Below are 21737 nucleotides of genomic sequence, written 5' to 3'. Positions count from 1 at the left end.
AGACCTCCTTAAAATCTACCAGATGTTAAAGATGTTAAATTACTGTAAACTCAAGAATACAACAAGGGGACTGAAGAAAGAAATTTTGGAGGAGTCAAAGATGGGAGGGAAGAAGAACTTCCTCAGCGGAACTGCTGTTCTCCTTCTTCTCTTGAGTTCATGCGGAGGAGGTGGTTCTAACGTCAGCCAAGTGTCAGAGCAAACCGACCAGCAAATAGTTGTTAACCCGGTTATTGAATCTTCCAGTGGAATTGCCCTTCTAAAGTTTAAGAACGCAGTCCTAATAGAAGAACCAACAAGAGCCTCCTATAACAGAGTAGTTGTAGCTCCTCATACAGGGGCTACCAATGTCCAACTTGAAATCAGGGACGTAGACAACCCCTACGTTTACGTCTATGCAAAAGTTAACGGCGTAGACCTACCCAACGACCCAAAGTTCGGAATTGTTGACGGCTCCGGAACAGTAGAAACATTAACAGCTCATGACCTTGTTAACAACGAAGATATAACAGACACTAAATTTATTAAAGTTTCTATAGACCCCGAAACTAAAACAAGCATATTAACATTCAACTACGCCGATTCTACAGGAAATTCTGAAGGAATGACTTTCAACGTCAACCCATTCAGACTCTACAACCTCGTAACTCAGGACAATTCTAATATCCTTGATTTGGGAGACTACTTTGAAAGTTTCGTTATAGAGTTTAACCACTTGCCAATCGTAGAATTTACAGTCAGCGATAACTGCCCTGCAAATAAAGTAGAAATAGACGGACAACTCGTAAGGCTTGAAATCCCTCCTTCAAAGAACTGTGTCGCTTTGAGTTTCACCAACGTAGACAGTAAAGGGTTCTCTCCTCAGTTCTCTGTAGACAACGGAACTACTTGGAGCGATATAGACTACTCCTCACCAAACGATGCGAACGTAACGATAGAACCCGGGAACAAGTTCTCTTCCTTTAGTCTCCAAGTTAAAGAAGCTCTTGACGATAGTGGAACTATCTTTGACTCTGTTCAAAGAACGATAAACGTGGAGGTGTATAGAGACGTTAACAAAGTAGGAGCAAGTGGATTGAACATTGAAGTAAACGACCTAAACAGTGGAAACACTTGGAACGTGAGCGATGGAGACAGCGTAGTCTTTGTTGACCCGAGGGACAATACAAACGCAGGAACTATAAGAATAAGCGGGAGCTCCGCTTCCTATGGAAGGTGTAATGTCTATATCAAGAAAGACGGTACAACTGTAGCTACAGTTACAGACCTTCCCTGCTCATCCATTGACGCCACTTTCACAGCACCGGCCACAGACAGAGGAACTGGAGAACATACCCTTACCTTTGAAGTCAAGAAGGTTTACTCTACAGGAACAGGAACTTTTGAAGACACAGTTGACGGCGTAACGGTTATCTACAAAGTTAACCAAGCTCCTCAAATTGTTACAGGGGGTAAAGGATGAGGAGAGCTCTCTCCCTTCTCCCCCTCCTTTTAATACTGTCCTCGTGTGGTAACGGTATTTCAAACTCCTCAAGCGACGTAGGCGAAAATCTAACCAGTGAAGAAGTGCCCAAAGTAGAGATAACCTCTGCAAACGGGAAGGCAAAAATCACCGTTTTCAACGCCGCACTTACGGAGAGCGACTCAAGAACCGAGTACCAGCAAACGGTTCTCATTCCTCACGTTGGAACAACAATGAAGATAGATGTAGAGGACGTTGACAACGACAAGGTATATATCTACGGTTTCTACACCGAAGATGCCTTGATATGCAGTAACTCCGCATCTTCCGATTCTTGCTCTTATATGGAAGTCTCCGGTGGAGTTTCTATCGGCAACATACTAAACAACGAAAAGTTTGTTCTTTCTACAGACAACGGAGCTTACACAGAAAAGGTAACCGCCACCGCTACAGACGGTTCTGCTTTTTCTGAAGAAGATATGATTGTAGTTCCTTTAACAAATGGACAAGGCAGTCTCATTTTTGATTTTCTCTCTCCCGTTTGCGGTGCTTGTGGAAGAATTTGGGAAGGCAGAAGCACAGGCATCACGTTAAAACTTTACAACTTAATTACTCAAGGAGAAAACAAAGTTCTTGATTTAGGAGACTACTTTAATCCCTTCACGATAAAAATTAACGCTCTTCCAAGAATTTCCTTCGGAGGAGAAACTTGCTCAGCATCATCAACTAAAACCTACTTGGCTGAAGTTGGAGACGTATACACGGTTACCATACCACCAGACTCTCAATGTTTAACCTTTAAGTTCCAGAACCAAGATGGAGAAGGTTTTAACCCCGCATACTCCTATGATGGTTTGGCTTACGAAGACATAGACTACAGTCTTCAAATCACCAAAAACTTTACCCTTTCACAGGGAGAAAACACCACAGTAACAGTTGGCGTAAAGGAGTCCCTTGACGAAGGCGGAAATATATGGGATTCAGGCACTTACATATTAAAGATTTACAGAGACTCATTTAACCCCGACTCTCCAAAAGTAACCGTTAAGTGCAGAGACCTTTCAACCGGTGCTATCTGGAACGCCGTAAACTGGGGAAGCTGTCCTTTCGGAGACCCGCAGGATGCAACAACCGACGCCGGTAGCATTACCATAACCGGCTCTACATCGGTTGAAGGAACTTGCACAGTAAGGCTGTACAAGGGAGATACTTTAGTCTCTGAAAACACCTCTCAAACGTGTAGCAACATTAATGTTACCTACACCGTAAAAGGCGATGAGGCAGGTAGCGGAGTAGTTCCTCTAACTGTAAAGGTCTTTAAAAACTACAGCAACGGCACGGAAACTGTTGAAAAACAGATAGACCAGTTTACCGTCGGCTACGCAGTCAACCAATCGCCGGACTTTTTGAATTCGGAGCTATTTGTAAAGGTGTGGGAGTATCAAACGGGGAGTTGGGTTGACTCTTCCCCGGCGATAGCGGACTTAAACGGAGATGGAAAACTTGATGTGGTCATAGGGTCTTTGGACAACAAAGTTTACGCTCTAAACGGAGAAAACGGTCAGCTTCTCTGGAGTTTTCAGACTGGAGACGATGTTTATTCTTCCCCGGCGATAGCGGACTTAAACGGAGATGGAAAGCCTGATGTGGTCATAGGGTCTCTGGATAACAAAGTCTATGCTTTAAACGGTGAAAACGGCCAGCTTCTCTGGAGCTTCCAGACTGGAGGCGATGTTGATTCTTCTCCGGCAATAGCGGACATAAACGGAGATGGGAAACCTGATGTGGTCATAGGGTCTGATGACTACAAAGTTTATGCTCTAAACGGCGAAAATGGTCAACTTCTATGGAGTTTCTACACAGGAGACATTGTTCATTCTTCCCCAGCGATAGCAGACATAAATGGAGATGGAAAACTTGATGTGGTCATAGGGTCTAAGTCCGGAAAAATTTACGCTATAAACGGTGAAAACGGTCAATTGCTTTGGGAATTCTTAGCTGGATGTTATGTTCATTCTTCCCCGGCGATAGCGGACATAAACGGAGATGGAAAACTTGATGTGGTCGTCGGGAGATCCGTATGTGGCTGGGATAGCTCAATTGTTGCTCTAAACGGAGAAAACGGTCAGCTTCTCTGGAACTTTCCGATTAACAACAATTGGACTTTTTCTTCCCCAGCGATAGCGGACATAAATGGAGATGGAAAACTTGATGTGGTCATAGGGTCTAAGTCCGGAAAAATTTACGCTATAAACGGTGAAAACGGTCAGCTTCTCTGGAGCTTCCAAACAGAAAATTGGGTTGATTCTTCCCCAGCGATAGCGGACATAAATGGAGATGGAAAGCTTGATGTGGTCATAGGGTCTAAGTCCGGAAAAATTTACGCTATAAACGGTGAAAACGGTCAGCTTCTCTGGAGCTTCCAAACAGAAAATTGGGTTGATTCTTCCCCAGCGATAGCGGACATAAATGGAGATGGAAAGCTTGATGTGGTCATAGGGTCTTTTGACAACAAAGTTTATGCTCTAAACGGAGAAAACGGTCAGCTTCTATGGAGCTTCCAGACTGGAAGCTCCATTTATTCTTCTCCTGTAATAGGAGACGTAGACCGCAATGGTCTTTTGGACATTATTGTTGGTTCTGGGGACGGCAAAATCTACCGCTTTGAAGCCACAAGGCCTCACGGAAAGGTTGTCTGGTCTAAGTTCAGGGGAGACTTAAGGAACACCGGCTACTATCCGTCTGCTCTAAACTACTCTAAGGAGCAAATTTTTGACTGGTAACTACATCCGGAGCGGGGAAATTTCCCGCTCCCCCTTTTAAACTCTCTTCCAGAGGGCTGAGATGTCTACTTTAAAGGGACAGTCAATTTCAAATGTAAAAGAGCCTGAATCGCTGTCAAAGACCTTTTCAAATTTTCCCTTTTTCAGCTCAAAAACCCTCATTTTCTTAATGTCCGGATAAACAAGGGCGTAGTATTTAACTTTCTCCCTCTCGTATAAGTAAAACTTCACCTTCTCGTCCTTAAAAGCTGTTGACCTTGAAACAACTTCAAACACCACCTCTGGAGTAGACCTAAGATACTCTTCAACTCTTTTACAGACAACCACCACATCAGGCCGTACTACCGTGTGCTCGTCCACTATCCAGTCTAACTCTTGATAGACCAAGCACCTTTTTGGACAGTCCTCAAGCTGTTCTTCTATCTGTTTAGCGATAAGAAAAGAAGTTCTCTGATGCTTTGCGAAAGGAGAGGGAGCCATCGCGTAAGGAACACCGTCTATTAGCTCCCAGTCTCCTTGCCAGTGCTTGTAGTCTTCTAAGGTGTAGTGAGGAATGAAATTTTTTGCCGTTTCCACTGTCTTTACTCCAGAAAAGAAGGTTTACACTTTTAATTATAGGCTTAAACGATTAAACAGACTTTCTAAATAAGGGAGCTCTCCCTTAGCCACTCAGAATTTCCTTGGCCGTTTCCTCAGCAGATTTCGTGCAGTCGTTTACTCCAACGCCGGTGTAGGCGTTGTTGCAGAAGTAAAGCCCCCTGTGCCTCTTTGTAAGCTGGAAGATTCTTTCCACCCTATCTGCGTGCCCAACAGTATAATGGGGAATGCCTTTTTCGTGCTTAAAGATTTTAATTTTTTCGGGGTAGTGGCGGATTTTCATTATCCTTTTAAGCTCTTTTAGTGCTATCTTTACAAGCTCTTCCTCAGGTAAAAGGGCAAGCTCTGGCTGACGAGCTCCACCTATCATTACCCTCACCAAAACCTTTCCTTCTGGAGCTCTATTCGGAAATACCGAACTATCCCATAAAACGCCAAGAATTTTTCTCTTTTCCTTCCTTGGAACTAAAAAGCCAAAGCCGTCAAGGTCGTGACCAAGTCCTTTTTTCTCAAATCCAAAGGCAACAACGGAAATCGGTGAGTACTCAATCTGTGAAAGGAGAGAGGAGATTTCAGGGTCAACACTTTTTAAGAGCTCTGCCGAAACGTATGAAGGAGTAGAAAGGACAATCGCGTCAAAGGCCTCCTCGTAGTTTTTCTCCCCATCACTATAAAAGACTTTCCAGCCAGAAGTTGTTTCTTCAAGGGATAAAACTTTTACACCAGTTTTTAGGGAGTTTTGGAGCTCCCTCTCTAAGGCTCCTATAAGGTCACTCACACCGCCGACAAAAGAGGTTAGAACCCCTCCCGGACCTGCAGGACCCGAGGTTCTCTTTCCACTCTTTTTAGCCTCTTTCATCTTAGCTATGAGTCCCCTTATGAGGCCTCCATATTCCTTTTCAAGGCGGTATATGGCCGGAAAGGCCGCCTTTAGGCTCATTCTATCGGGGTCTCCTGCAAATATCCCGGCAACCATCGGATCAAGGAGTTTTTCCAAAGCCTCTTCTCCAATTCTCCTCTTGGCAAATTCTGAAAGGCTCTCGTCAGAGTTATCCTTTCTCGGAGGAACTAAAAACTCCCCAATAAGGCGAAGTTTTCCTTTCCAAGAAAGGAGGTAGGAAGCTAAAAAAGCTATTGGGTTCTCTGGAATCCTTACAAGCCTTCCATCTGTATAGATGAAACGTTTTCTGGCCTTGTCGGAGCTCCTGTAGAGTTTCTCCTCAATTCCAAGAGCTTTCACCAAGTTAAGGGTGTAGGGCTTTCCGTCAAGGAAGCCGTTTGGACCAGTTTCTATTATGTAACCGTCCTCATAGACGGTTTTCATTTTTCCACCAGCTCTTCTTTCCCTTTCAAAAACCGTTACGTTAACGCCACCCCTTTTAAGGTAGAAGGCCGTAGAAAGCCCTGAAACTCCTCCTCCAATTACTGCTACTTTCACAACTCCTCCTTTCCTCTAATCTTCCATATCTCAGATATAATCGCCTCAGTAAGTAAAGGAGAACAGTGGTTAAGCCTTACCCTTTTATAGTTTAAACTAAGCTCCTTGGCTACCTTTGCATATTCAACGTCAAGCTCGTAGAGGGTCTCTATGTGCTCTGAAACAAAACTTACGGGGAAAACTACGACGTTTTTAAAACCTTCTTCCCTAAGCCTGTGGAGCTCTTCTTCCGTTGAAGGCTCAAGCCACTTTATAGGCCCTACTTTACTCTGGTAGGAGATTCTAAAGGGGAATTCAGAGAAAGCTTCCATAACGAGCTTCACCGTGTCCTTTATTTCATCAACGTAAAGGTCTTTCTTCTCCTCTATAAAGTATTCTGGAAGGCTGTGGGCAGAAAAGAGTATCGCCGTGTCCTTTGGAGATAGTCCGGCAAGCTCTCTTTCTATAGACTCCTGTATCCACCTTATGTAGTAGGGATTCCTGCACCAAGATTTAACAGCTTTATAGGGAACTCTTCCCCCTAAGAGTTTTTCAACGTCCCTAAGGCAAGCTCCGGCCGTCCCGAAGGAAAATTGAGGGTAGAGGGTAACAACGTAGAGAAGGTCTGGGGAGTAATTAACTATTTCCTCTGAAACTTCTTCTAAGAGGGGAGAGGAATAGAGCATCCCGACAAAGGTCTTTATGCCTGTTTTTCTCTCAATAAGTTCTGCCTGCTCGTAGGTGTACTTAACTAAGGGACTTCCTCCGCCGATAGCCTCATACTGGGGCTTTACTTTTGGAGCTCTAAAAAGAGAGATAAGCCAAGCCAACGGCTTCTGAAGGAAAGGTGGAACTCCAAAGTTTATGAGGTCTCTGTCTGAAAAGAGCCTGTAGAGGAAAGGTCTTATCTCTGAGAGGGTGGAGGGAGCTCCCATATAAGTCAAAAGAATCGCCTCTTTCAACGCTACTCTCCTATGATTTTTATTATTGCTCTCTTTGGCCTCTGGCCGTCAAACTCTGCATAGAAAATCTCCTGCCACGGGCCAAGGTCAAGCTCCCCATTTGTAATTGGAAGAACAACCTGAAGGTGAACAAGGAGGTTCTTAAGGTGAGCATCCCCGTTGTCCTCTCCCGTCCTGTGGTGTTTATAGTTCCTACGAAAAGGAGCAAGTTTTTCAAGCCACTCCCAGATATCCTCGTGAAGTCCTTCCTCGTCGTCCTGAATGATAACAGCTGCCGTTAGGTGCATGGCAGAAACAAGGCAAAGCCCTTCCTTAACGCCGGATTTTTTTACGGCTTCCTTTACTTTTTCCGTTATCCTTATGAGCTCCCTCCTCTTTGTAGTGTTAAAAAGTAGATACTCCGTATAAGCTTTCACGTCAGCCTCCTACCAGAATGGTATACTTTGGAAGTCAATACTACAACAAGTTAACAACCATTACAAAAGATAAAGCCGAAGGAGGAAAAGAATGGCCGTTGCCTTTATCTTTCCCGGTCAGGGCTCTCAGTATAGCGGAATGGGAAAGGAAATTTATGAGGCTTTTAAAGAGGCAAGGGAAGTTTTTGAGGAGGCCTCTGAGGGGGCAAAGATTGACATAGCAAAGCTCTGTTTTGAAGCTCCAGAGAGTGAACTTACACTAACTTACAACGCTCAGCCAGCGATATTTACCGTAAGCATGGCAATCCTAAGGGTCTTAGAGTCTGCAGGCTTTTCTGAAAATCCGATAGTTGTCGCCGGCCACTCCCTTGGAGAGTTCTCTGCCGCTTGCTCGGCAGGAGTTTTCTCTGTTAAGGATGGAGCTCTCTTGGTAAGGAAAAGGGGAGAGTTCATGCAGGAAGCCGTCCCAGCAGGCGTTGGCGGAATGACCGCTGTAATTGGCCTTCCTGCTGAAAAGATAGAGGAGGTCTTGAAGGAGGTAAAGAACGGATTTGTTCAAGTGGCAAACTACAACAGCCCAGAACAAACCGTTATCTCGGGAGAAGTGAAAGCCTTAGAGGAAGCAGAAGAGAAGCTCCAAAAAGCCGGAGCAAAAAGGGTTGTAAGGCTTGCCGTTTCAGCTCCTTTCCACTCTGAACTCATGAAACCTGCGGCAGAAAAGCTAAAAGAGTTAATGGAAGGAATAGAGTTTAAAGAGGCAAAAACCCCTCTCCTTAACAACGCAGACGTAAAGGTCCTTAGAGAACCTCAGGAAATAAAAGATTCTTTCTACAGACAGGTATTCTCTCCGGTAAGGTGGGTAGAGGATGTTTTAAAGATGAAAGAAATGGGCGTTGATACCATTTACGAGATTGGCCCCAAGAATGTTCTTAAGGGTCTCATAAGGAGAATTGACCGAAAGCTAAAAGTTGTTAATATTGAAAAACCGCAAGACATTGAAAAGGTCGTTTCCTAAACGCCATAACAGGGGGAAAGGATGAGAAAGTTTTTACCTTTAATCCTCCTGCTCCTTCCAGCCTGCGGCGGAGGAGGGGGCTCCAGCCAAGTAACCTACCAAATCTCAGGAAAATTTTCTGCAAGTAACGTAAAAGGACTTGAAGTCTGTATAGCACAGACCGAAAACTGCGTAACGACGCAAGATGATGGCTCTTTTAGCTTAAGTTCAACTACTCCAACGCCAACCTTAGAGTTCTTCCTGAAGGGAGAGAACTCCAGACTAAAGCTTGGAAGTTACAGGATTTCTGAAAACGGCGAGACTATAACTCCCTTTAAACTTTCCGACGAACCAGCTGTTGGAGACGCTTTAGCAAGGATAATCCACGCCCTAAACAACGACCCAAGTTCAGAAAGTACAAACATAGACCTTTCAAAGGTAAACGTAGAAGAGCTAACGGTTGACGGCAGTCCAGTAGCTCTTGAAGAAGCTCCCTCTCTAAAAGAGCTCCTTGAAAACGACAAGAACTTTACGCTTAAGTTTTCTTACGACTCCCAAGAATATGAACTCAGCTACGATAGCTCAAAGGGAGAATTGAGCCTAAGCGATGGAAGCAACAACCGGATTGTTACCTACAAAAAGTGGTTAGTTCTAATATACATAAATGGAGACAACAACCTTGAAGATGCCATAAAGTATGACTTTAACGAGTTAAACAGCGTTACCTACCCTCCTCAGGTTAAAGTAGTAACTCTCATAGACTATCTAACCTCCCACGAAGGAGCTATATACGCAACAAGCGAACTCACAGGAAAGTTGGAGCTTGTAAGAGAAACTCCCGAGCCCGACATGGGAGACCCTGAAACCCTCAAAAACTTCGTTGAAGAGTTCTACCACAAGTTTCCTGCTCAAAAGGTAGCACTAATCCTATGGAACCACGGTGACGGTTGGAGAAGCACTCAATCCTCCCGAGCAGCCAGTTCCGACGAGTGGAACGGAGACATTCTCTACATGTACGAGTTAAAAGGAGCTTTAGAGGACCTCCAAGAAAACGGTGTCAAGATAGACTTAATAGGTTTTGACGAGTGCCTAATGGGAGGATTAGAAGTTCTTGTTGACATTAAAGACTATGCTGAAGCTTTTGTAGTCTCAGAAAAGACAGAACCGGGATGGGGTTGGGACTATGAGCTTGTTATGAAAAAGCTCCTTGAAAACCTTGATACTGACGCCTATGGATTTGGAAAAATGATAGTTGATGCCTACCGAGAAGCCTATGGAAATTACATAGATAGCAACACCTTAGCAGTCTTTAAAAAAGAAGAGGTTGAAACTCTACTTTCTGCGGTTAACGAACTGGCAAATGCCTTAGATGGAAATAACTATTCTCTCTTCCAAGAAGCTAGAAGCGAAGCTTTAGATTTAGAGATTGATGTCTACCCCATGCCTGATTACGTAGACCTTTACTCCTTAGCAGAAAAGCTTTCAGAAAAAGGCCTTTCTTTACCGGCACTTGACACAATTAAAACGACAATTGCTAATGCCTATTCAGCACTGATAAACACGAACCTTAAAGGACTATACATCTATTTCCCAGAAACAGAAAACAATTATTCCACGTGTTACAGCTACCAGAGCCCAGCCCCCTGTTCTCCTTACGGTGGTGAAACTGTAAACGACTATTACAATCCTTTTGCAGCAGTTTCAAGTTGGGACGAAATGCTTGAAACCTACTTCTCCTTAGTAGGGAGTAACTGATGAGATCTAAAAGCTTAGGAGCTCTCCTTTTAGTTGGGAGCTCCCTTATCTCATGTGCCACTGTTAAAACCAGCGGAGAGTTAGAGATACGGTTTGAGAAGGTGGGAAACATAAAAGGAAACTGTCCCTCTTTCGTTGGAAAAGAGGTTCTTTTAAAGGCTACTTACTTGGGCTGGAACTGTCCCAAAGAGTGTAAGCCTCCAGCTATTACTCGCTCAGATACCTGCATCGCAGATGAAACGGGCTGTATATACCTTTTAGGAAGTGGAAAGTTAAACCCGATAAGCGATAAGGGAAGGATTTTTTTATTTAAAGGAAAAGTGGAGCTCTCTCCCTACAACAACACCTGCTACATAAGGGTAGAGAAGGTAGATGAAGTTAAGTGAGTTTAAGCTAATAGAGCTCCTTGCAAAGAAACTGCCCACCTTACCCCCAGAGGTTACTGTCGGGATAGGGGACGATACGGCCGTAATAAAAAAGGATGAAGGATATCTACTTCTGACTTCCGACGCCCTCGTTGAGGGAAGCCATTTCTTGAAAGAGTGGAAGGAAAAGCTCAACAACTTTTACTACTACTTAGGTAGGAAACTTCTCTCTATTTCCCTTAGCGATATTGCTTCTATGGGGGGCATCCCTGAGTATGCAATTGTCAATATAGGTCTTTCCGAAAAGACAGAAACAGAAGAAATGGAGGAGCTCTACGAGGGCCTTGCAGACTGCTGTAGAGAATTCTCCGTAACGGTTGTTGGTGGCGACACCGTCTCTTCAAAAACAGAGTTTTTTGATGTCACCCTTACAGGAAAATGCAAAAACTTTATGCTTCGCTCTGAGGCAAAACCGGGAGAGCTCGTAGCAGTAACGGGAACCTTTGGAGATAGTAGGGCTGGACTTGAAATACTGAAAGGAAAGGGAAAAGAAGATAACTACCTACTTGAGCGCTTCTTAAACCCCATACCGAGAGTAAAAGAGGGAGTTGAGGCAAGAAACTTAGGAGTGAAGTGTGGAACGGACGTTAGCGATGGACTCGTTTTTAACCTATATACGATAGCAAACTCTTCCAATGTCTCCATCCATATTGAAGGAGAAAAAATCCCTATCTCCCGTGAACTTCTAAATTTTGTAGGAAACTCTGAAATAGCCCTAAACTACGCCCTCTTTGGAGGAGAGGACTATGAGCTTATAATTACGCTCCCTGAGAACCTACAGGACAAGGTAGAAAGCTTAGGCTTTAAAGTAATCGGAGAGGTGAAAGAGGGAACCGGAGTATTCTTAGACGGAGAAAGATTACCAGAAAAGGGTTACGACCACTTTAAAACTTAGGAGGAGTTCTGTGAACCTTGTTGACTCTGTAATCTTAGGGATAGTTGAAGGAATAACCGAGTTCCTGCCAATCTCATCCACAGGCCACATGATTCTGGTTTCCCACCTACTTGGCCTGAAGCAGAATACCTTTGAAAAAACATTTGAGATAGCCATACAGCTTGGAGCAATACTTGCCGTAGTTTTTATCTACAAGGACAGGCTCTTAAAAGGTTTGGAGCTTTGGAAGAAGTTAATAGCCGCCTTCATTCCCACAGGAGTCATAGGGCTTGCTCTACATAGTTACGTTGAGGAGCTCTTTAGCCCTCTGGTTGTAAGCTTAGCCCTCATTTTCTGGGGTATAGTCTTTATACTTATGGAAATATCTTTAAAGAAAAAAGAACAGCCAATCTTAGACCCTGCAGAAGTCAGCTACAGTAAGGCAGTACTGATAGGTATCTTTCAGTCTCTCGCCATGATACCGGGAACTTCACGTTCTGGAGCTACCATAATAGGTAGTATGCTTCTTGGGATGAACAGAATAGCGGCCACAGAATTTTCTTTTCTTTTAGCGATACCAACTATGCTCGCGGCAACGGGCTTTGAAATCTTAAAGAATTTTCACACGCTCTCTCCGGAAAACGGACTTTTACTAATAACCGGCTTCGTTACAGCCTTTGTATTTGCCTTTCTCTCCGTAAAGTGGCTTTTAAGTTTTATAAAAACGCACACATTTATCCCTTTTGGTGTATACAGAATCATTGTCGGAGTAATTTTTTTAACGTTTATCCTATGAACCGCTGTGATATAATCAAGCAACAAATAAGAGTGGAAGGGCGGAAATGGCACTAAGTATGATAGACCTTTTAAAAGAAGTCGTTGAGCGGAAAGCCTCTGACCTCCACCTTGCCCCCGGAAGCCCTCCAAGGCTCAGAATAGACGGAAAGCTCGTCCCACTTGAAGAGTATGGAGTTCTATCCCCTTCAGATACAAAACAGCTTGTTTACAGTGTCTTAACAGATTTACAGAAGAAAAAACTTGAAGAAGAACTTGAACTTGATTTCTCTTTTGGAATAAAAGGAGTGGCAAGGTTTAGGGGTAACGCCTACTTTCAGAGGACAACCTTAGCAGCAGCTTTCAGGATTATCCCCTACGTTATTCCAAAGTTTTCTGACTTGGGACTCCCTCCAATCGTTGAGAACTTTGCCCATCAGGACAAGGGTCTCATCTTAGTTACAGGTCCAACAGGTTCTGGTAAATCAACAACCCTTGCTTCCTTAATAGACATAATTAACAGAACTTACTCCTACCACATCCTAACGATTGAAGACCCAATAGAGTTCGTTTATGAACACAAAAAGTCCTTAGTTACTCAAAGAGAACTTGGAACGGACACCAAGTCCTTTGCCAACGCCCTAAAGGCTGCCCTCCGTGAAGACCCAGACGTTATACTCGTCGGAGAGATGAGGGACCCAGAAACGATAGAGGCAGCGCTTACCGCAGCCGAAACCGGTCACTTAGTTTTCTCCACACTCCACACCAACTCTACAATAGAAACTATCAACCGTATCATTGACGTCTTCCCTGCAAACAAGCAGGCACAGGTAAGGACACAGCTCTCCTTTGTCCTCGTCGGGATAGTTGCCCAGAAACTCATAAAGAGGAAGAACGGAAAAGGAAGGGTAGTGGCGGCAGAAGTTTTCATTCCAACGCCTGCCATAAGAAACTTGATAAGGGAAAACAAGCTTCACCAAATCTACTCAATGATGCAGACCTCCCAAGCTTCAACCGGTATGATAACGATGAACCAGTCCTTGGCTAAGCTCTACTTAGAAGGAGAGATAGAGCTGGAAGACGCCCTAAGAGTCTCACCAGACCCGAGAGAACTTGAATCCCTCATAAAAGCCTACTCAAGGGAGTTTAGAAGGTAATGCCCGTTTACAAATACGTAGGAAGGGACGTTCTTGACAGAAGAAGGGTCGGAAGGATAGAGGCCGACAACGAGGAGCTGGCAAAGGAGATTCTCTTTACAAGGGGCGTTGTCACCGTAGAGAAGTTAAAGGAAGATAAGTCCTTTTTAAGTACTGAAATAGACCTCTCCTTCTTAGAAAAGATTTCATTAAAGGACCTCTTAATTTTTACGAGGCAGCTCCACGCAATGGTTAACGCAGGAATTCCCCTCGTTACTTCCCTTAAAATTATTCAGGACCAAATACCAAATAAAAAGCTAAGAAAGATAATAGACGAGCTCGCCTCCTTTATAGAGGAAGGAGGAAGGTTTTCAACCGCTCTAAACAAGTATAGGAACGTCTTTGGAGACCTTTACATTAACATGATAAGGGCAGCGGAAGAGGCCGGAACCTTAGAAGAAACTTTACACCGCCTTGCGACCTACCTTGAGAAGATAGAAAGTTTAAGAGGAAAAGTTAAAAGTGCCCTATTCTACCCGGTCATGGTTCTCGTAATTGCGACAGTGATTGTAGTTGGAATCTTAATGTTCGTCATTCCCACTTTCCAACAGCTCTACGCGGACTTAGGGGGACAACTTCCGGCCCTTACTCAGATGGTCATAAACATGAGCCAAGCCTTAAGGGACTACATAGGTTGGGTATTCCTCGGTTTAGTCGCTTTCGTTGTGGCTATGTCACAAATTAGGAAAATCCCTCAAGTTAAGTTCTTAACCGATATGATTCTCTTAAAAGTTCCGATTTTTGGAAACCTCATCTTAAAGAGCAACATTGCAAGCTTTGCAAGAACCCTTTCTTCAATGATTGCAAGCGGTTTAAACATACTTGACGCCCTCGCAATAGCAGCAAAAACTACGAGCAACGAGGTTATAAGAAAGGCCATAGACAACGTAAGAAGCCAAGTAGAAAGAGGTATTGGAGTTTCTACAGCTCTTTCAAGGAACTCCGTTTTTCCTCCTATGCTCGTTAACATGGTAGCTACAGGTGAAGAGGCCGGTAATATGGATGAAATGCTTTCTAAGGTGGCCGAGTTCTACGAAGAAGAAGTGGATAGAACGGTGGAGGCACTAACTTCACTCATAGAGCCAATGATGATGGTCTTTATTGGTGTGATTATTGGATTCATCATAATTGCCATGTACCTACCGATATTCAAGATGGGAGAACTCATAAGGTAAGGTAAAAGCGCTCTCTTATAATATCCTTTATCCTGTCAGCCCAGCGCTTTCCGGTAACTTTTTTAAGCTCTCTATTTCCTATTTTTAAAACTGGAACGGCATCTTCCCTTGCGCTCGTTATAAAGACCTCATCGGCCTGAAGGAGCTCCCTCAGCGTAAAGAACCCCTCAATACAGGGCACTCCCATTGTTTTAAGGAGCTCCAGTATAAAAGCCCTCCTTGTGCCGGGAAGACAGCCGGTTTTAAGTGAAGGAGTGTAGAAAACGCCATCTTTAACAAAAAAGATGTTTGCAAAGGCAGTTTCGGAGATAAAACCGTCTGGCGAGAATAAAAGAGCCTCATCTCCTCCGGCTTTTTTTGCAGTTTCCAAGGCAAGGATGGAATCCATTATGTCAATCGTTTTATGGAGAGAGAGCCCCGAATAACAGCGCTTAACGCTTCTCACAGGGATAAGGTGAACCTTTTCTCTCTTTTCACAGGGACGAACCGTTACTTCTGTAGAACCATCCCTATAAAGGGTAAATCTAACGAGGGATACCGGATACTTGGCATGGTTTAGAAGGAGCTCCCCGAAAGACTCTTCATCTAAGGAGAAAGGAATTCCTAAGCAACGGGAGCTCTTTAAGATTCTCTCAAAGTGGTAGCGAAGGAGAACGGGAGCTCCGTTCTCAACCCTTACAGTTTCAAAAATTCCAAAGTATCTGTCCATTTCTTAGTCCCTTCTACTTCTCAGGGCATTTCAACTCAAGATGTCAAGATTAGGAGAATCTACACATCCGAGTATTCAGGGAACAGGTCACAATCTCCCGCTCACTTTTTCGGGCATTTCAACAAAGGAAGGAATCTTTAGATGCAAAATCTACTCTCAAAAGAGTCGCAATCCCGCTCACTTTTTCGGGCATTTCAAGTATTGAAACAGTCTGGAAAGGCATTGACGGAGGTCTTGTTGGTCGCAATCCCGCTCACTTTTTCGGGCATTTCAAGTGTGCCCCAGCTTCTTGCTGTCATTCGCTCCAAAGAGTCGCAATCCCGCTCACTTTTTCGGGCATTTCAAGAGCAAAAAATTGGAAATGTTGGAAATCAACATCTCCAGAACTTAAGACTTCCATCAAATTCTATAACTCATTGAAAAATCTAAGCTCAGAGCAAAAAGCTTCAGTGTACTGAACTATGCCCTGTTTACCTTATTCAGCTTTCAAAGACCTTATTTGTATTGTAACAAAAATTTAAGAAAGTCTGTAGTTTACGTGGCTTTCAAAGACTTTTGCTATTCTGTCAAGGGCTTCTAAGGGAAGGTCTTTACTCTTTTCCTTTTCAAAGGACTCCTTTGTGAGCTGAGTGGCAAGCTTTGAAAGGTATCTGCTCCAAGGAACAGAGTCTTTTGTAATGCAGTTATTGCAAACAACTCCTCCTTTTTCAAGTGAAAAGGCCTGAAAGCTTTTAGAACCGCAGGAAACGCACCGGTTAAGCGTCGGGAAAATCCCTTCCAGAAAGGAAAATTTCAACAAAAACATGGTATATGCCAATTGAAAACTCTCTTTAACCTGAAAGTACCTGTCAATAAGCGTAAAAAGTTTTCTGTTTGCCGGAAGGTGAAAGGGTAAAAGTAGCTTAGCTATCCGTGATAGGTAAAAGAACTCCTCCTGAGATTCTGGAAAGGACGGACGTATGAGCTTAAACTCCTGAAGCTCAAAGTCCTCTCCCTTTTGAAGAACTTTAAAACGGGAAAGGGAAAATAGGTCAACAGCCAAGGGGAAATCTCCCCTCTTGAGCTTTACTATCAGACCTACCTTCCCTATCCTATCGCTGTAAATGGCAATCTGCCTTAACTTTTCACCTATCTGCCTTGAGTAGATAACAAAGCCTTCAAGCTCCATTAAACGTTAAACCGGAAGTAGATTATGTCCCCGTCCTGCACGACGTAGTCCTTTCCTTCAAGCCTCATGAGTCCCTTTTCTTTACAGGCCTGAAGTGAACCTTCTTTAATGAGGTCCTCATAACGGATAACTTCTGCCCTGATGAAACCTCTCTCAATGTCAGAGTGAATCTTTCCGGCTGCCTGAGGAGCTTTTGTTCCTCTCTTTATAGTCCAAGCCCTAACTTCCTGCTCTCCTGCCGTGAAGAATGTAACCAAGTCAAGGAGCTTATAACCTTCTCTAATGACGACGTTGAGTCCCGGCTCTTCCATGCCGAGCTCTCTTAGGAGCTCCTCCTTCTCCTCTCCTTCAAGCTCTGCAAGTTCTGCTTCAAGCTTTGCACACACCTTTATAACGGGAGCTCCCTCCTTCTCAGCCAACTCCCTAACCTGTCTAACAAGGTCGTTGTCCTCAAGTAAGCCCTCTTCATCAACGTTCGTAACGTACATAACTGGCTTGGCAGTAAGGAGTGCAAGCTCCTTTACAACGCGCTTTTCCTCTTCACTAAACTCATCAAGGTAGGGGTAAATCCTCTCTCCCCTCTCTAAGATTTCCTTTAGCTTTTCAAGGGCTTCAACTTCAGCCCTTGCCTTTTTGTCTCCGGCCTTCGCCTGTTTTGAAACTTTCTGGAGTCTTTTTTCAACGCTCTCAAGATCTTTCAGGACAAGTTCAACGTTAATGGTTTCTATATCCCTTAAAGGGTCTACGCTTCCGTCAACGTGGACGACGTTTTCATCTCTAAAGCACCTTACAACGTGGGCTATAGCGTCAACGCTCCTTATGTGGGCAAGGAACTGGTTACCGAGTCCCTCTCCCTTACTTGCACCCCTCACAAGGCCGGCAATATCAACAAACTCTATGGTAGTAGGAGTTACTTTTTTGGGCTTTACTATCTCTGCTATTTTGTAGAGTCTCTTATCTGGAACGGGAACAACCCCCACGTTTGGGTCTATCGTACAGAAAGGGTAGTTTGCTGCCTCTGCCTTTGTAGAGTTCGTCAAGGCATTAAAGAGGGTAGATTTGCCAACGTTTGGAAGCCCTACAATTCCACACTTAAATCCCATCTCCACATCCCTTAAAAAGTTTTCGCTTAAAAGTAGGCCAAAAGGGGAGAAAAATCCATCCTCAGAGTTTCCTAAGGGTAAGGTTAAGAACGCGATAGCCAAGTGGAAAAGAGCCCTTTTCCTCAAAGAAACGGTAAAAGAGCTCCACCAACTTCCTGTTAACCTTCACTCTCCTAAAAGGGTTTCTCGCTCCAAGACGGTTTAAGACCCTCAAAGCCTCCCTTGGAGAGGGGAATTTCTTTTCTAAGTAACACCTTTCAAACTCTATCAGCTCAAAATTGCTAAAAGCCTTAAAGACATCCTCTTCCTTTGGAAATGTAAAGAGTTTGTCATCCTCACCGAAAACTGCCCTGTGGGCTAAGTTCCACGCCGAAAGGAGCTTTTCAAGGCTTCCCTCAACTGGAATAGAGGCTAAAAAGTAGCCTCCATCCTCTAAGACCCTGAAGATTTCTGAAGAACAGGTGGAGAGCTCCATCCACTGGAGGGAAAAGTTTGAAAAGACAACTTTAAAGCTCCCCTCTTTAAAGGGGAGGAGCTCCCCATCTCCAGCGACGGCCAACAGACCACGCCTTTTACACTCTGTAACCATGGCAGTTGAGATATCCAAGGCGAAAACGCCTTTCCAGCCCTCAAAGAGCTTCCCAGTCCCAGAACCGAGGTCTAAAAGGGGAAAGGGATTTTGAAGGAGCTTCAACCTTTTTAACAGGCGTTTCCCTGCCTCAAGCTGAAAAGTTGCGTACCTGTCGTACTCCTTAGCAGCCCTTGAAAAGTTTTCCTTTATTTTCTCTTTCATGGCAGGCTAAAATATATGAGAATGGAGGAGGATTTCAGCATGTCTTGGATAGAGAGAAGGAAGACAAGAACTGTTTACGTAGGAAATGTCCCCATAGGAAGTGAGCATCCGATAGTTGTCCAGTCAATGACAAATACCTTCACTGAAGACGTTGAGACGACGGTAGCCCAGATTAAAGAGCTTGAAAGGGTTGGCTGCGAAATCGTTAGGGTCGCAGTTCCATCGGTAAAGGCAGCAGAGGCGATAAGGGAGATAAAGAAGAGGATTTCCATCCCCTTAGTTGCAGATGTCCACTTTGACCACAGACTTGCCCTCCTCTCAATAGAAAACGGTGCAGACTGCGTCAGGATAAACCCGGGAAACATCGGTGCAGAGTGGAAGGTGAAGGAGGTAATCGCCTTAGCAAAGGAGAGGGGAATTTCTATAAGAATTGGCGTTAACTCCGGCTCAATACCAAAGAACATCCTTGCAAAGTACGGCAAACCCTCACCAGAAGCCCTTGCAGAAACGGCTATCAACTACGCCAAGTTCTTTGAAGACTGTAGCTTCACAAACATAAAGTTTTCAATAAAGGGCTCAGAAGTTAAAAGCACAGTCATTGCCAACAAAATTTTTGCCGAAAAGACCGATTATCCTTTACACATAGGCATAACTGAGGCCGGAACGCTCCTTTCTGGAGCAGTCAAGTCCGCCATTGGAGTTGGAATACTCCTTTACGAGGGAATAGGCGACACCATCAGGATTTCACTTTCTGCACATCCAAAGGAAGAGGTCAGAGTAGCCTATAAGATACTCTCTGCTTTAGAGCTCAGGAAAAGGGGAGTTGAGGTTATCTCCTGTCCAACCTGCGGTAGGTGCTCAGTTGACGTTGAAACGATAGCTCATGAGGTAGAGGAAAGGCTTTCCCACATCAGGAAGCCCTTAAAAGTAGCTGTAATGGGCTGTGCAGTAAACGGTCCCGGAGAGGCAAAGTTTGCTGACGTAGGAATAGCCGGAGCTGGAGACCACTTCATTCTCTTTTTAAAGGGCAAGGTGATTGATAAACTTACACAAGAGGAGGCATTAGAGCGGCTCGTGGAAGAGGTAGAAAAACTGGCGGAGGAAGAATGTTAAAGCAATCTGTTTTCTTGGAGGGTTTAAAGCTCCACGTAAAGTGTGGAGTATATGAAGAAGAGAGGACCCTTGGCGTTCAGGTTGAGGTAAGCGTGAAGATAACCTCTGAAAAGTTCGTTGACTACAGGGAGCTCCACGATACGATACTAAAAATCGCCAAAGAGAGGGTATTTGTCTACCTTGAGGACTTTGCAATGTTCCTTCTCGGCGTAATCAGGAAAAAGTGGGAAGCAGATTCAGTTATAATAGAAATTACCAAGGTCAGCGTACCGTTCCAGCACAGCTTCAAACGCGTTGGAATTGAATTGATATGGGAAAGCGATGGAAAAAGGGAAAAACGGAACGATTAGGTGTAAGACCTTAGAAAAGCTCCGCAAGAAGAAAAAACTATCAGTAGAAGAACTCCAGTTTATCACGTCCGTAGCTAAGGAAGAGCTAAAGTTCTTAGCCCGGAACAACATTCCCCTCATACCGGAAAACTACATCCTGTGGTTTGAGATATTCTGCTACATCTTAGAAAACAACCTAAAGCTCAACGACTTAGAGATAATTGGCCTCTTCAAGACCAAGTACCCAACGGCCAAGAAAATAGAGAGCGTCTTAGTAGAGGTAGAAGCTGAGGACAGGAGAGTTATCCAGCAGATAGCCAACAGTATAAGCTCAGAAATTGACGCCTTAGTATCAACCCTCCAAAAGCACCTACAGTCCCTTAAAGATAAAGAATCCTCAGTAAGAGAAATAAGGGAAAACATAGAGGACCAAACCGTTAAGGGAATGCTCACAAAGGTTATTGAGGAACTTCAGGCAATAAGGGAACAGAACGAACACCTCAAGAAGAAACTTGAAGAGTCCAACCAGCAAATCAAAAAGCTTTCTCAGGAGCTTGAAACTACAAAGAAAGAGGCAACGACGGACTTTTTAACGAGAGTGGCCAACAGGGCCAGCTTTGATAGAGCTCTCAGCGATATGGTTCAGGACTTCTACAAGAGGAACTACCCATTTGTCCTCTTACTGATTGACATAGATAATTTTAAGAAGATAAACGATACGTACGGACATCAGGCAGGAGATTACGTACTACAGGAACTGGCAAGGGTAATAAAAGAACAGCTTAGGGCCAGAGATTTAGTCGCCCGCTACGGAGGAGAAGAGTTTGCGATTCTCCTTCCCGGAGTAACCTTCAGTCAGGCTGTCAGGATAGCTGAAAGAATACGAAAAGCCGTAGAAAAGCACCTCTTTAAATACCGCGACGTAGAGATACCCGTAACAGTGAGCATTGGCGTCGCAGTTATGAGGGATGGCCTTGACGAAACGTTCCTTGTAGAGAAAGCCGACAAAGCCCTCTACTTAGCAAAGAGAATGGGTAAAAATCAAGTAAGAACAGACTTAGACGTGGAGCTTGAAGAGTGAGAGTCCTTCTCCACATCTGTTGCGCTCCCTGTGCCTGCTACCCCTTGAAAGTTCTGAAAGAAAAAGGTTTTGAGGTCGTAGGGTTATGGTATAACCCCAACATCCACCCCTGCACAGAGTTCGTTAAGCGTATGGCCACCGTAAAAGAGCTTGAAAAGTTAGAGAACATAAAAGTCATTTACTTTGAAACCTACGAGCCGGAAAAGTGGTTCAGAGAAGTTGCCTTCAGAGAGGAAAAGCCCGTTAGGTGTCAAATCTGCTACTCCATGAGGCTTGAGATGGCCGCTGCCGTTGCAAAGAAGGGAAAGTTTGACTACTTTACCTCTACCCTCTTTTACAGCAAGTACCAAAAGCGAGAGCTGATGCTACCCTTAGCAGAGAACGCTTCAAGAAAGTTCGGAGTAAAGTTCTTGGACATAGACTTTAGAGAAGGCTGGTCAGAAGGTATTGAAATTTCTAAAAGTTACAAGCTCTACCGTCAGCAGTACTGTGGGTGTCTTTACTCTGAAAAGGAAAGGTACTGTCCAAAGAAGACAGTAAAAGCCGACTGGGTTATAAACCAAGTACTCAAAGAGGCCGAAAGGGTTTCAGAGTTTTTCAAGAAGGAGTAA

21 protein-coding genes are annotated in these 21737 nt (G+C 44.2%); 13 read left to right on the top strand and 8 right to left on the bottom strand.

The window, feature by feature from the left end; all coding sequences use genetic code 11:
* Positions 1-22: 22 nt before the first annotated feature.
* On the top strand, positions 23-1462 hold the full coding sequence (locus CLV27_RS00420) for a hypothetical protein (protein WP_165863648.1): 1440 nt from the start codon (positions 23-25) through the stop codon (positions 1460-1462).
* Positions 1459-4245, top strand: a complete 2787-nt coding sequence (locus tag CLV27_RS00415) for a beta-alanine-activating enzyme beta-propeller domain-containing protein (RefSeq protein WP_132524683.1) — start codon at positions 1459-1461, stop codon at positions 4243-4245. The genes CLV27_RS00420 and CLV27_RS00415 overlap by 4 nt, the downstream gene beginning before the upstream one ends.
* Positions 4246-4281: 36 nt before the next feature.
* Here the strand turns inward: CLV27_RS00415 and CLV27_RS00410 are convergent, their stop codons facing one another.
* The 4 genes from CLV27_RS00410 to CLV27_RS00395 form a co-directional block, all read right to left on the bottom strand.
* The gene (locus CLV27_RS00410; protein ID WP_132524681.1) at positions 4282-4821 is read right to left on the bottom strand and encodes a Uma2 family endonuclease; all 540 of its coding nucleotides are present in this window, start codon (positions 4819-4821) and stop codon (positions 4282-4284) included.
* A gap of 85 nt (positions 4822-4906) precedes the next feature.
* Positions 4907-6280, bottom strand: a complete 1374-nt coding sequence (gene hemG, locus CLV27_RS00405; protein ID WP_132524679.1) for a protoporphyrinogen oxidase — start codon at positions 6278-6280, stop codon at positions 4907-4909.
* Entirely contained in the window at positions 6277-7221 is a 945-nt protein-coding gene (gene hemH, locus CLV27_RS00400; RefSeq protein WP_132524677.1) for a ferrochelatase, read from the bottom strand. Before hemH ends, hemG begins: the two co-directional genes overlap by 4 nt.
* Before the next feature lie 2 nt (positions 7222-7223).
* On the bottom strand, positions 7224-7637 hold the full coding sequence (locus tag CLV27_RS00395) for a secondary thiamine-phosphate synthase enzyme YjbQ (protein WP_132524675.1): 414 nt from the start codon (positions 7635-7637) through the stop codon (positions 7224-7226).
* Positions 7638-7728: 91 nt separating this feature from the next.
* Here CLV27_RS00395 and fabD point away from each other — a divergent pair, with 91 nt between their 5' ends.
* The 7 genes from fabD to CLV27_RS00360 are packed head-to-tail and all read left to right on the top strand — an operon-like array spanning position 7729 to position 14830.
* Complete coding sequence (gene fabD, locus CLV27_RS00390) at positions 7729-8652, top strand: ACP S-malonyltransferase (protein WP_132524673.1); 924 nt, start codon at positions 7729-7731, stop codon at positions 8650-8652.
* 21 nt (positions 8653-8673) lie between these two features.
* Positions 8674-10386 carry a clostripain-related cysteine peptidase gene (locus tag CLV27_RS00385; protein WP_132524671.1) on the top strand — a complete coding sequence of 571 codons (1713 nt, stop codon included), beginning with the start codon at positions 8674-8676 and terminating at the stop codon, positions 10384-10386.
* Positions 10386-10772, top strand: coding sequence for a hypothetical protein (locus CLV27_RS00380; protein ID WP_132524669.1), 387 nt, complete (start codon positions 10386-10388; stop codon positions 10770-10772). Before CLV27_RS00385 ends, CLV27_RS00380 begins: the two co-directional genes overlap by 1 nt.
* Positions 10759-11706 carry a thiamine-phosphate kinase gene (gene thiL, locus CLV27_RS00375; RefSeq protein WP_132524667.1) on the top strand — a complete coding sequence of 316 codons (948 nt, stop codon included), beginning with the start codon at positions 10759-10761 and terminating at the stop codon, positions 11704-11706. The genes CLV27_RS00380 and thiL overlap by 14 nt, the downstream gene beginning before the upstream one ends.
* A gap of 10 nt (positions 11707-11716) precedes the next feature.
* The gene (locus tag CLV27_RS00370; RefSeq protein WP_132524665.1) at positions 11717-12481 is read left to right on the top strand and encodes an undecaprenyl-diphosphate phosphatase; all 765 of its coding nucleotides are present in this window, start codon (positions 11717-11719) and stop codon (positions 12479-12481) included.
* Between the two features lie 46 nt (positions 12482-12527).
* A complete protein-coding gene (locus CLV27_RS00365; RefSeq protein ID WP_132524663.1) occupies positions 12528-13616 on the top strand; it encodes a type IV pilus twitching motility protein PilT in 1089 nt (362 codons plus the stop codon).
* Positions 13616-14830 (top strand): type II secretion system F family protein, encoded by a 1215-nt coding sequence (locus CLV27_RS00360; RefSeq protein ID WP_132524661.1) that lies wholly within the window; start codon positions 13616-13618, stop codon positions 14828-14830. Before CLV27_RS00365 ends, CLV27_RS00360 begins: the two co-directional genes overlap by 1 nt.
* On the opposite strand, the gene CLV27_RS00355 is transcribed toward CLV27_RS00360, so the two are convergent.
* The 4 genes from CLV27_RS00355 to CLV27_RS00340 form a co-directional block, all read right to left on the bottom strand.
* Entirely contained in the window at positions 14820-15539 is a 720-nt protein-coding gene (locus CLV27_RS00355; protein ID WP_132524659.1) for an aminotransferase class IV, read from the bottom strand. The genes CLV27_RS00360 and CLV27_RS00355 overlap by 11 nt on opposite strands.
* 517 nt (positions 15540-16056) lie before the next feature.
* Positions 16057-16707 (bottom strand): DNA repair protein RecO, encoded by a 651-nt coding sequence (gene recO / locus CLV27_RS00350; RefSeq protein ID WP_132524657.1) that lies wholly within the window; start codon positions 16705-16707, stop codon positions 16057-16059.
* The gene (gene ychF, locus CLV27_RS00345; protein WP_132524655.1) at positions 16707-17810 is read right to left on the bottom strand and encodes a redox-regulated ATPase YchF; all 1104 of its coding nucleotides are present in this window, start codon (positions 17808-17810) and stop codon (positions 16707-16709) included. The genes recO and ychF overlap by 1 nt, the downstream gene beginning before the upstream one ends.
* 61 nt (positions 17811-17871) lie before the next feature.
* Positions 17872-18603, bottom strand: a complete 732-nt coding sequence (locus CLV27_RS00340; protein ID WP_132524653.1) for a methyltransferase domain-containing protein — start codon at positions 18601-18603, stop codon at positions 17872-17874.
* 39 nt (positions 18604-18642) lie between these two features.
* Between CLV27_RS00340 and ispG the strand changes: the two genes are divergently transcribed.
* The 4 genes from ispG to CLV27_RS00320 are packed head-to-tail and all read left to right on the top strand — an operon-like array spanning position 18643 to position 21737.
* Positions 18643-19716, top strand: coding sequence for a flavodoxin-dependent (E)-4-hydroxy-3-methylbut-2-enyl-diphosphate synthase (gene ispG / locus CLV27_RS00335; RefSeq protein WP_132524651.1), 1074 nt, complete (start codon positions 18643-18645; stop codon positions 19714-19716).
* The gene (locus tag CLV27_RS00330) at positions 19710-20066 is read left to right on the top strand and encodes a dihydroneopterin aldolase (protein WP_132524649.1); all 357 of its coding nucleotides are present in this window, start codon (positions 19710-19712) and stop codon (positions 20064-20066) included. Before ispG ends, CLV27_RS00330 begins: the two co-directional genes overlap by 7 nt.
* Positions 20038-21126, top strand: a complete 1089-nt coding sequence (locus CLV27_RS00325; protein WP_132524647.1) for a GGDEF domain-containing protein — start codon at positions 20038-20040, stop codon at positions 21124-21126. The genes CLV27_RS00330 and CLV27_RS00325 overlap by 29 nt, the downstream gene beginning before the upstream one ends.
* Positions 21123-21737, top strand: a complete 615-nt coding sequence (locus CLV27_RS00320; protein WP_132524645.1) for an epoxyqueuosine reductase QueH — start codon at positions 21123-21125, stop codon at positions 21735-21737. Before CLV27_RS00325 ends, CLV27_RS00320 begins: the two co-directional genes overlap by 4 nt.

The sequence above is a fragment of the Phorcysia thermohydrogeniphila genome (assembly GCF_004339575.1).
GTDB classification, from domain to species: Bacteria; Aquificota; Aquificia; order Desulfurobacteriales; family Desulfurobacteriaceae; genus Phorcysia; species Phorcysia thermohydrogeniphila.
This window is presented reverse-complemented; position numbering and strand designations above follow the sequence as displayed.

What these genes read in the sequence shown, in the direction of transcription:
- CLV27_RS00420 (WP_165863648.1), top strand. Translation starts at nt 23, where the DNA reads ATGTTAAAGATGTTAAATTACTGTAAACTCAAGAATACAACAAGGGGA.
- CLV27_RS00415 (WP_132524683.1), top strand. Translation starts at nt 1,459, where the DNA reads ATGAGGAGAGCTCTCTCCCTTCTCCCCCTCCTTTTAATACTGTCCTCG.
- fabD (WP_132524673.1), top strand. Translation starts at nt 7,729, where the DNA reads ATGGCCGTTGCCTTTATCTTTCCCGGTCAGGGCTCTCAGTATAGCGGA.
- CLV27_RS00385 (WP_132524671.1), top strand. Translation starts at nt 8,674, where the DNA reads ATGAGAAAGTTTTTACCTTTAATCCTCCTGCTCCTTCCAGCCTGCGGC.
- CLV27_RS00380 (WP_132524669.1), top strand. Translation starts at nt 10,386, where the DNA reads ATGAGATCTAAAAGCTTAGGAGCTCTCCTTTTAGTTGGGAGCTCCCTT.
- thiL (WP_132524667.1), top strand. Translation starts at nt 10,759, where the DNA reads ATGAAGTTAAGTGAGTTTAAGCTAATAGAGCTCCTTGCAAAGAAACTG.
- CLV27_RS00365 (WP_132524663.1), top strand. Translation starts at nt 12,528, where the DNA reads ATGGCACTAAGTATGATAGACCTTTTAAAAGAAGTCGTTGAGCGGAAA.
- CLV27_RS00360 (WP_132524661.1), top strand. Translation starts at nt 13,616, where the DNA reads ATGCCCGTTTACAAATACGTAGGAAGGGACGTTCTTGACAGAAGAAGG.
- CLV27_RS00355 (WP_132524659.1), bottom strand. Translation starts at nt 15,539, where the DNA reads ATGGACAGATACTTTGGAATTTTTGAAACTGTAAGGGTTGAGAACGGA.
- recO (WP_132524657.1), bottom strand. Translation starts at nt 16,707, where the DNA reads ATGGAGCTTGAAGGCTTTGTTATCTACTCAAGGCAGATAGGTGAAAAG.
- ychF (WP_132524655.1), bottom strand. Translation starts at nt 17,810, where the DNA reads ATGGGATTTAAGTGTGGAATTGTAGGGCTTCCAAACGTTGGCAAATCT.
- CLV27_RS00340 (WP_132524653.1), bottom strand. Translation starts at nt 18,603, where the DNA reads ATGAAAGAGAAAATAAAGGAAAACTTTTCAAGGGCTGCTAAGGAGTAC.
- ispG (WP_132524651.1), top strand. Translation starts at nt 18,643, where the DNA reads ATGTCTTGGATAGAGAGAAGGAAGACAAGAACTGTTTACGTAGGAAAT.
- CLV27_RS00330 (WP_132524649.1), top strand. Translation starts at nt 19,710, where the DNA reads ATGTTAAAGCAATCTGTTTTCTTGGAGGGTTTAAAGCTCCACGTAAAG.
- CLV27_RS00325 (WP_132524647.1), top strand. Translation starts at nt 20,038, where the DNA reads ATGGAAAAAGGGAAAAACGGAACGATTAGGTGTAAGACCTTAGAAAAG.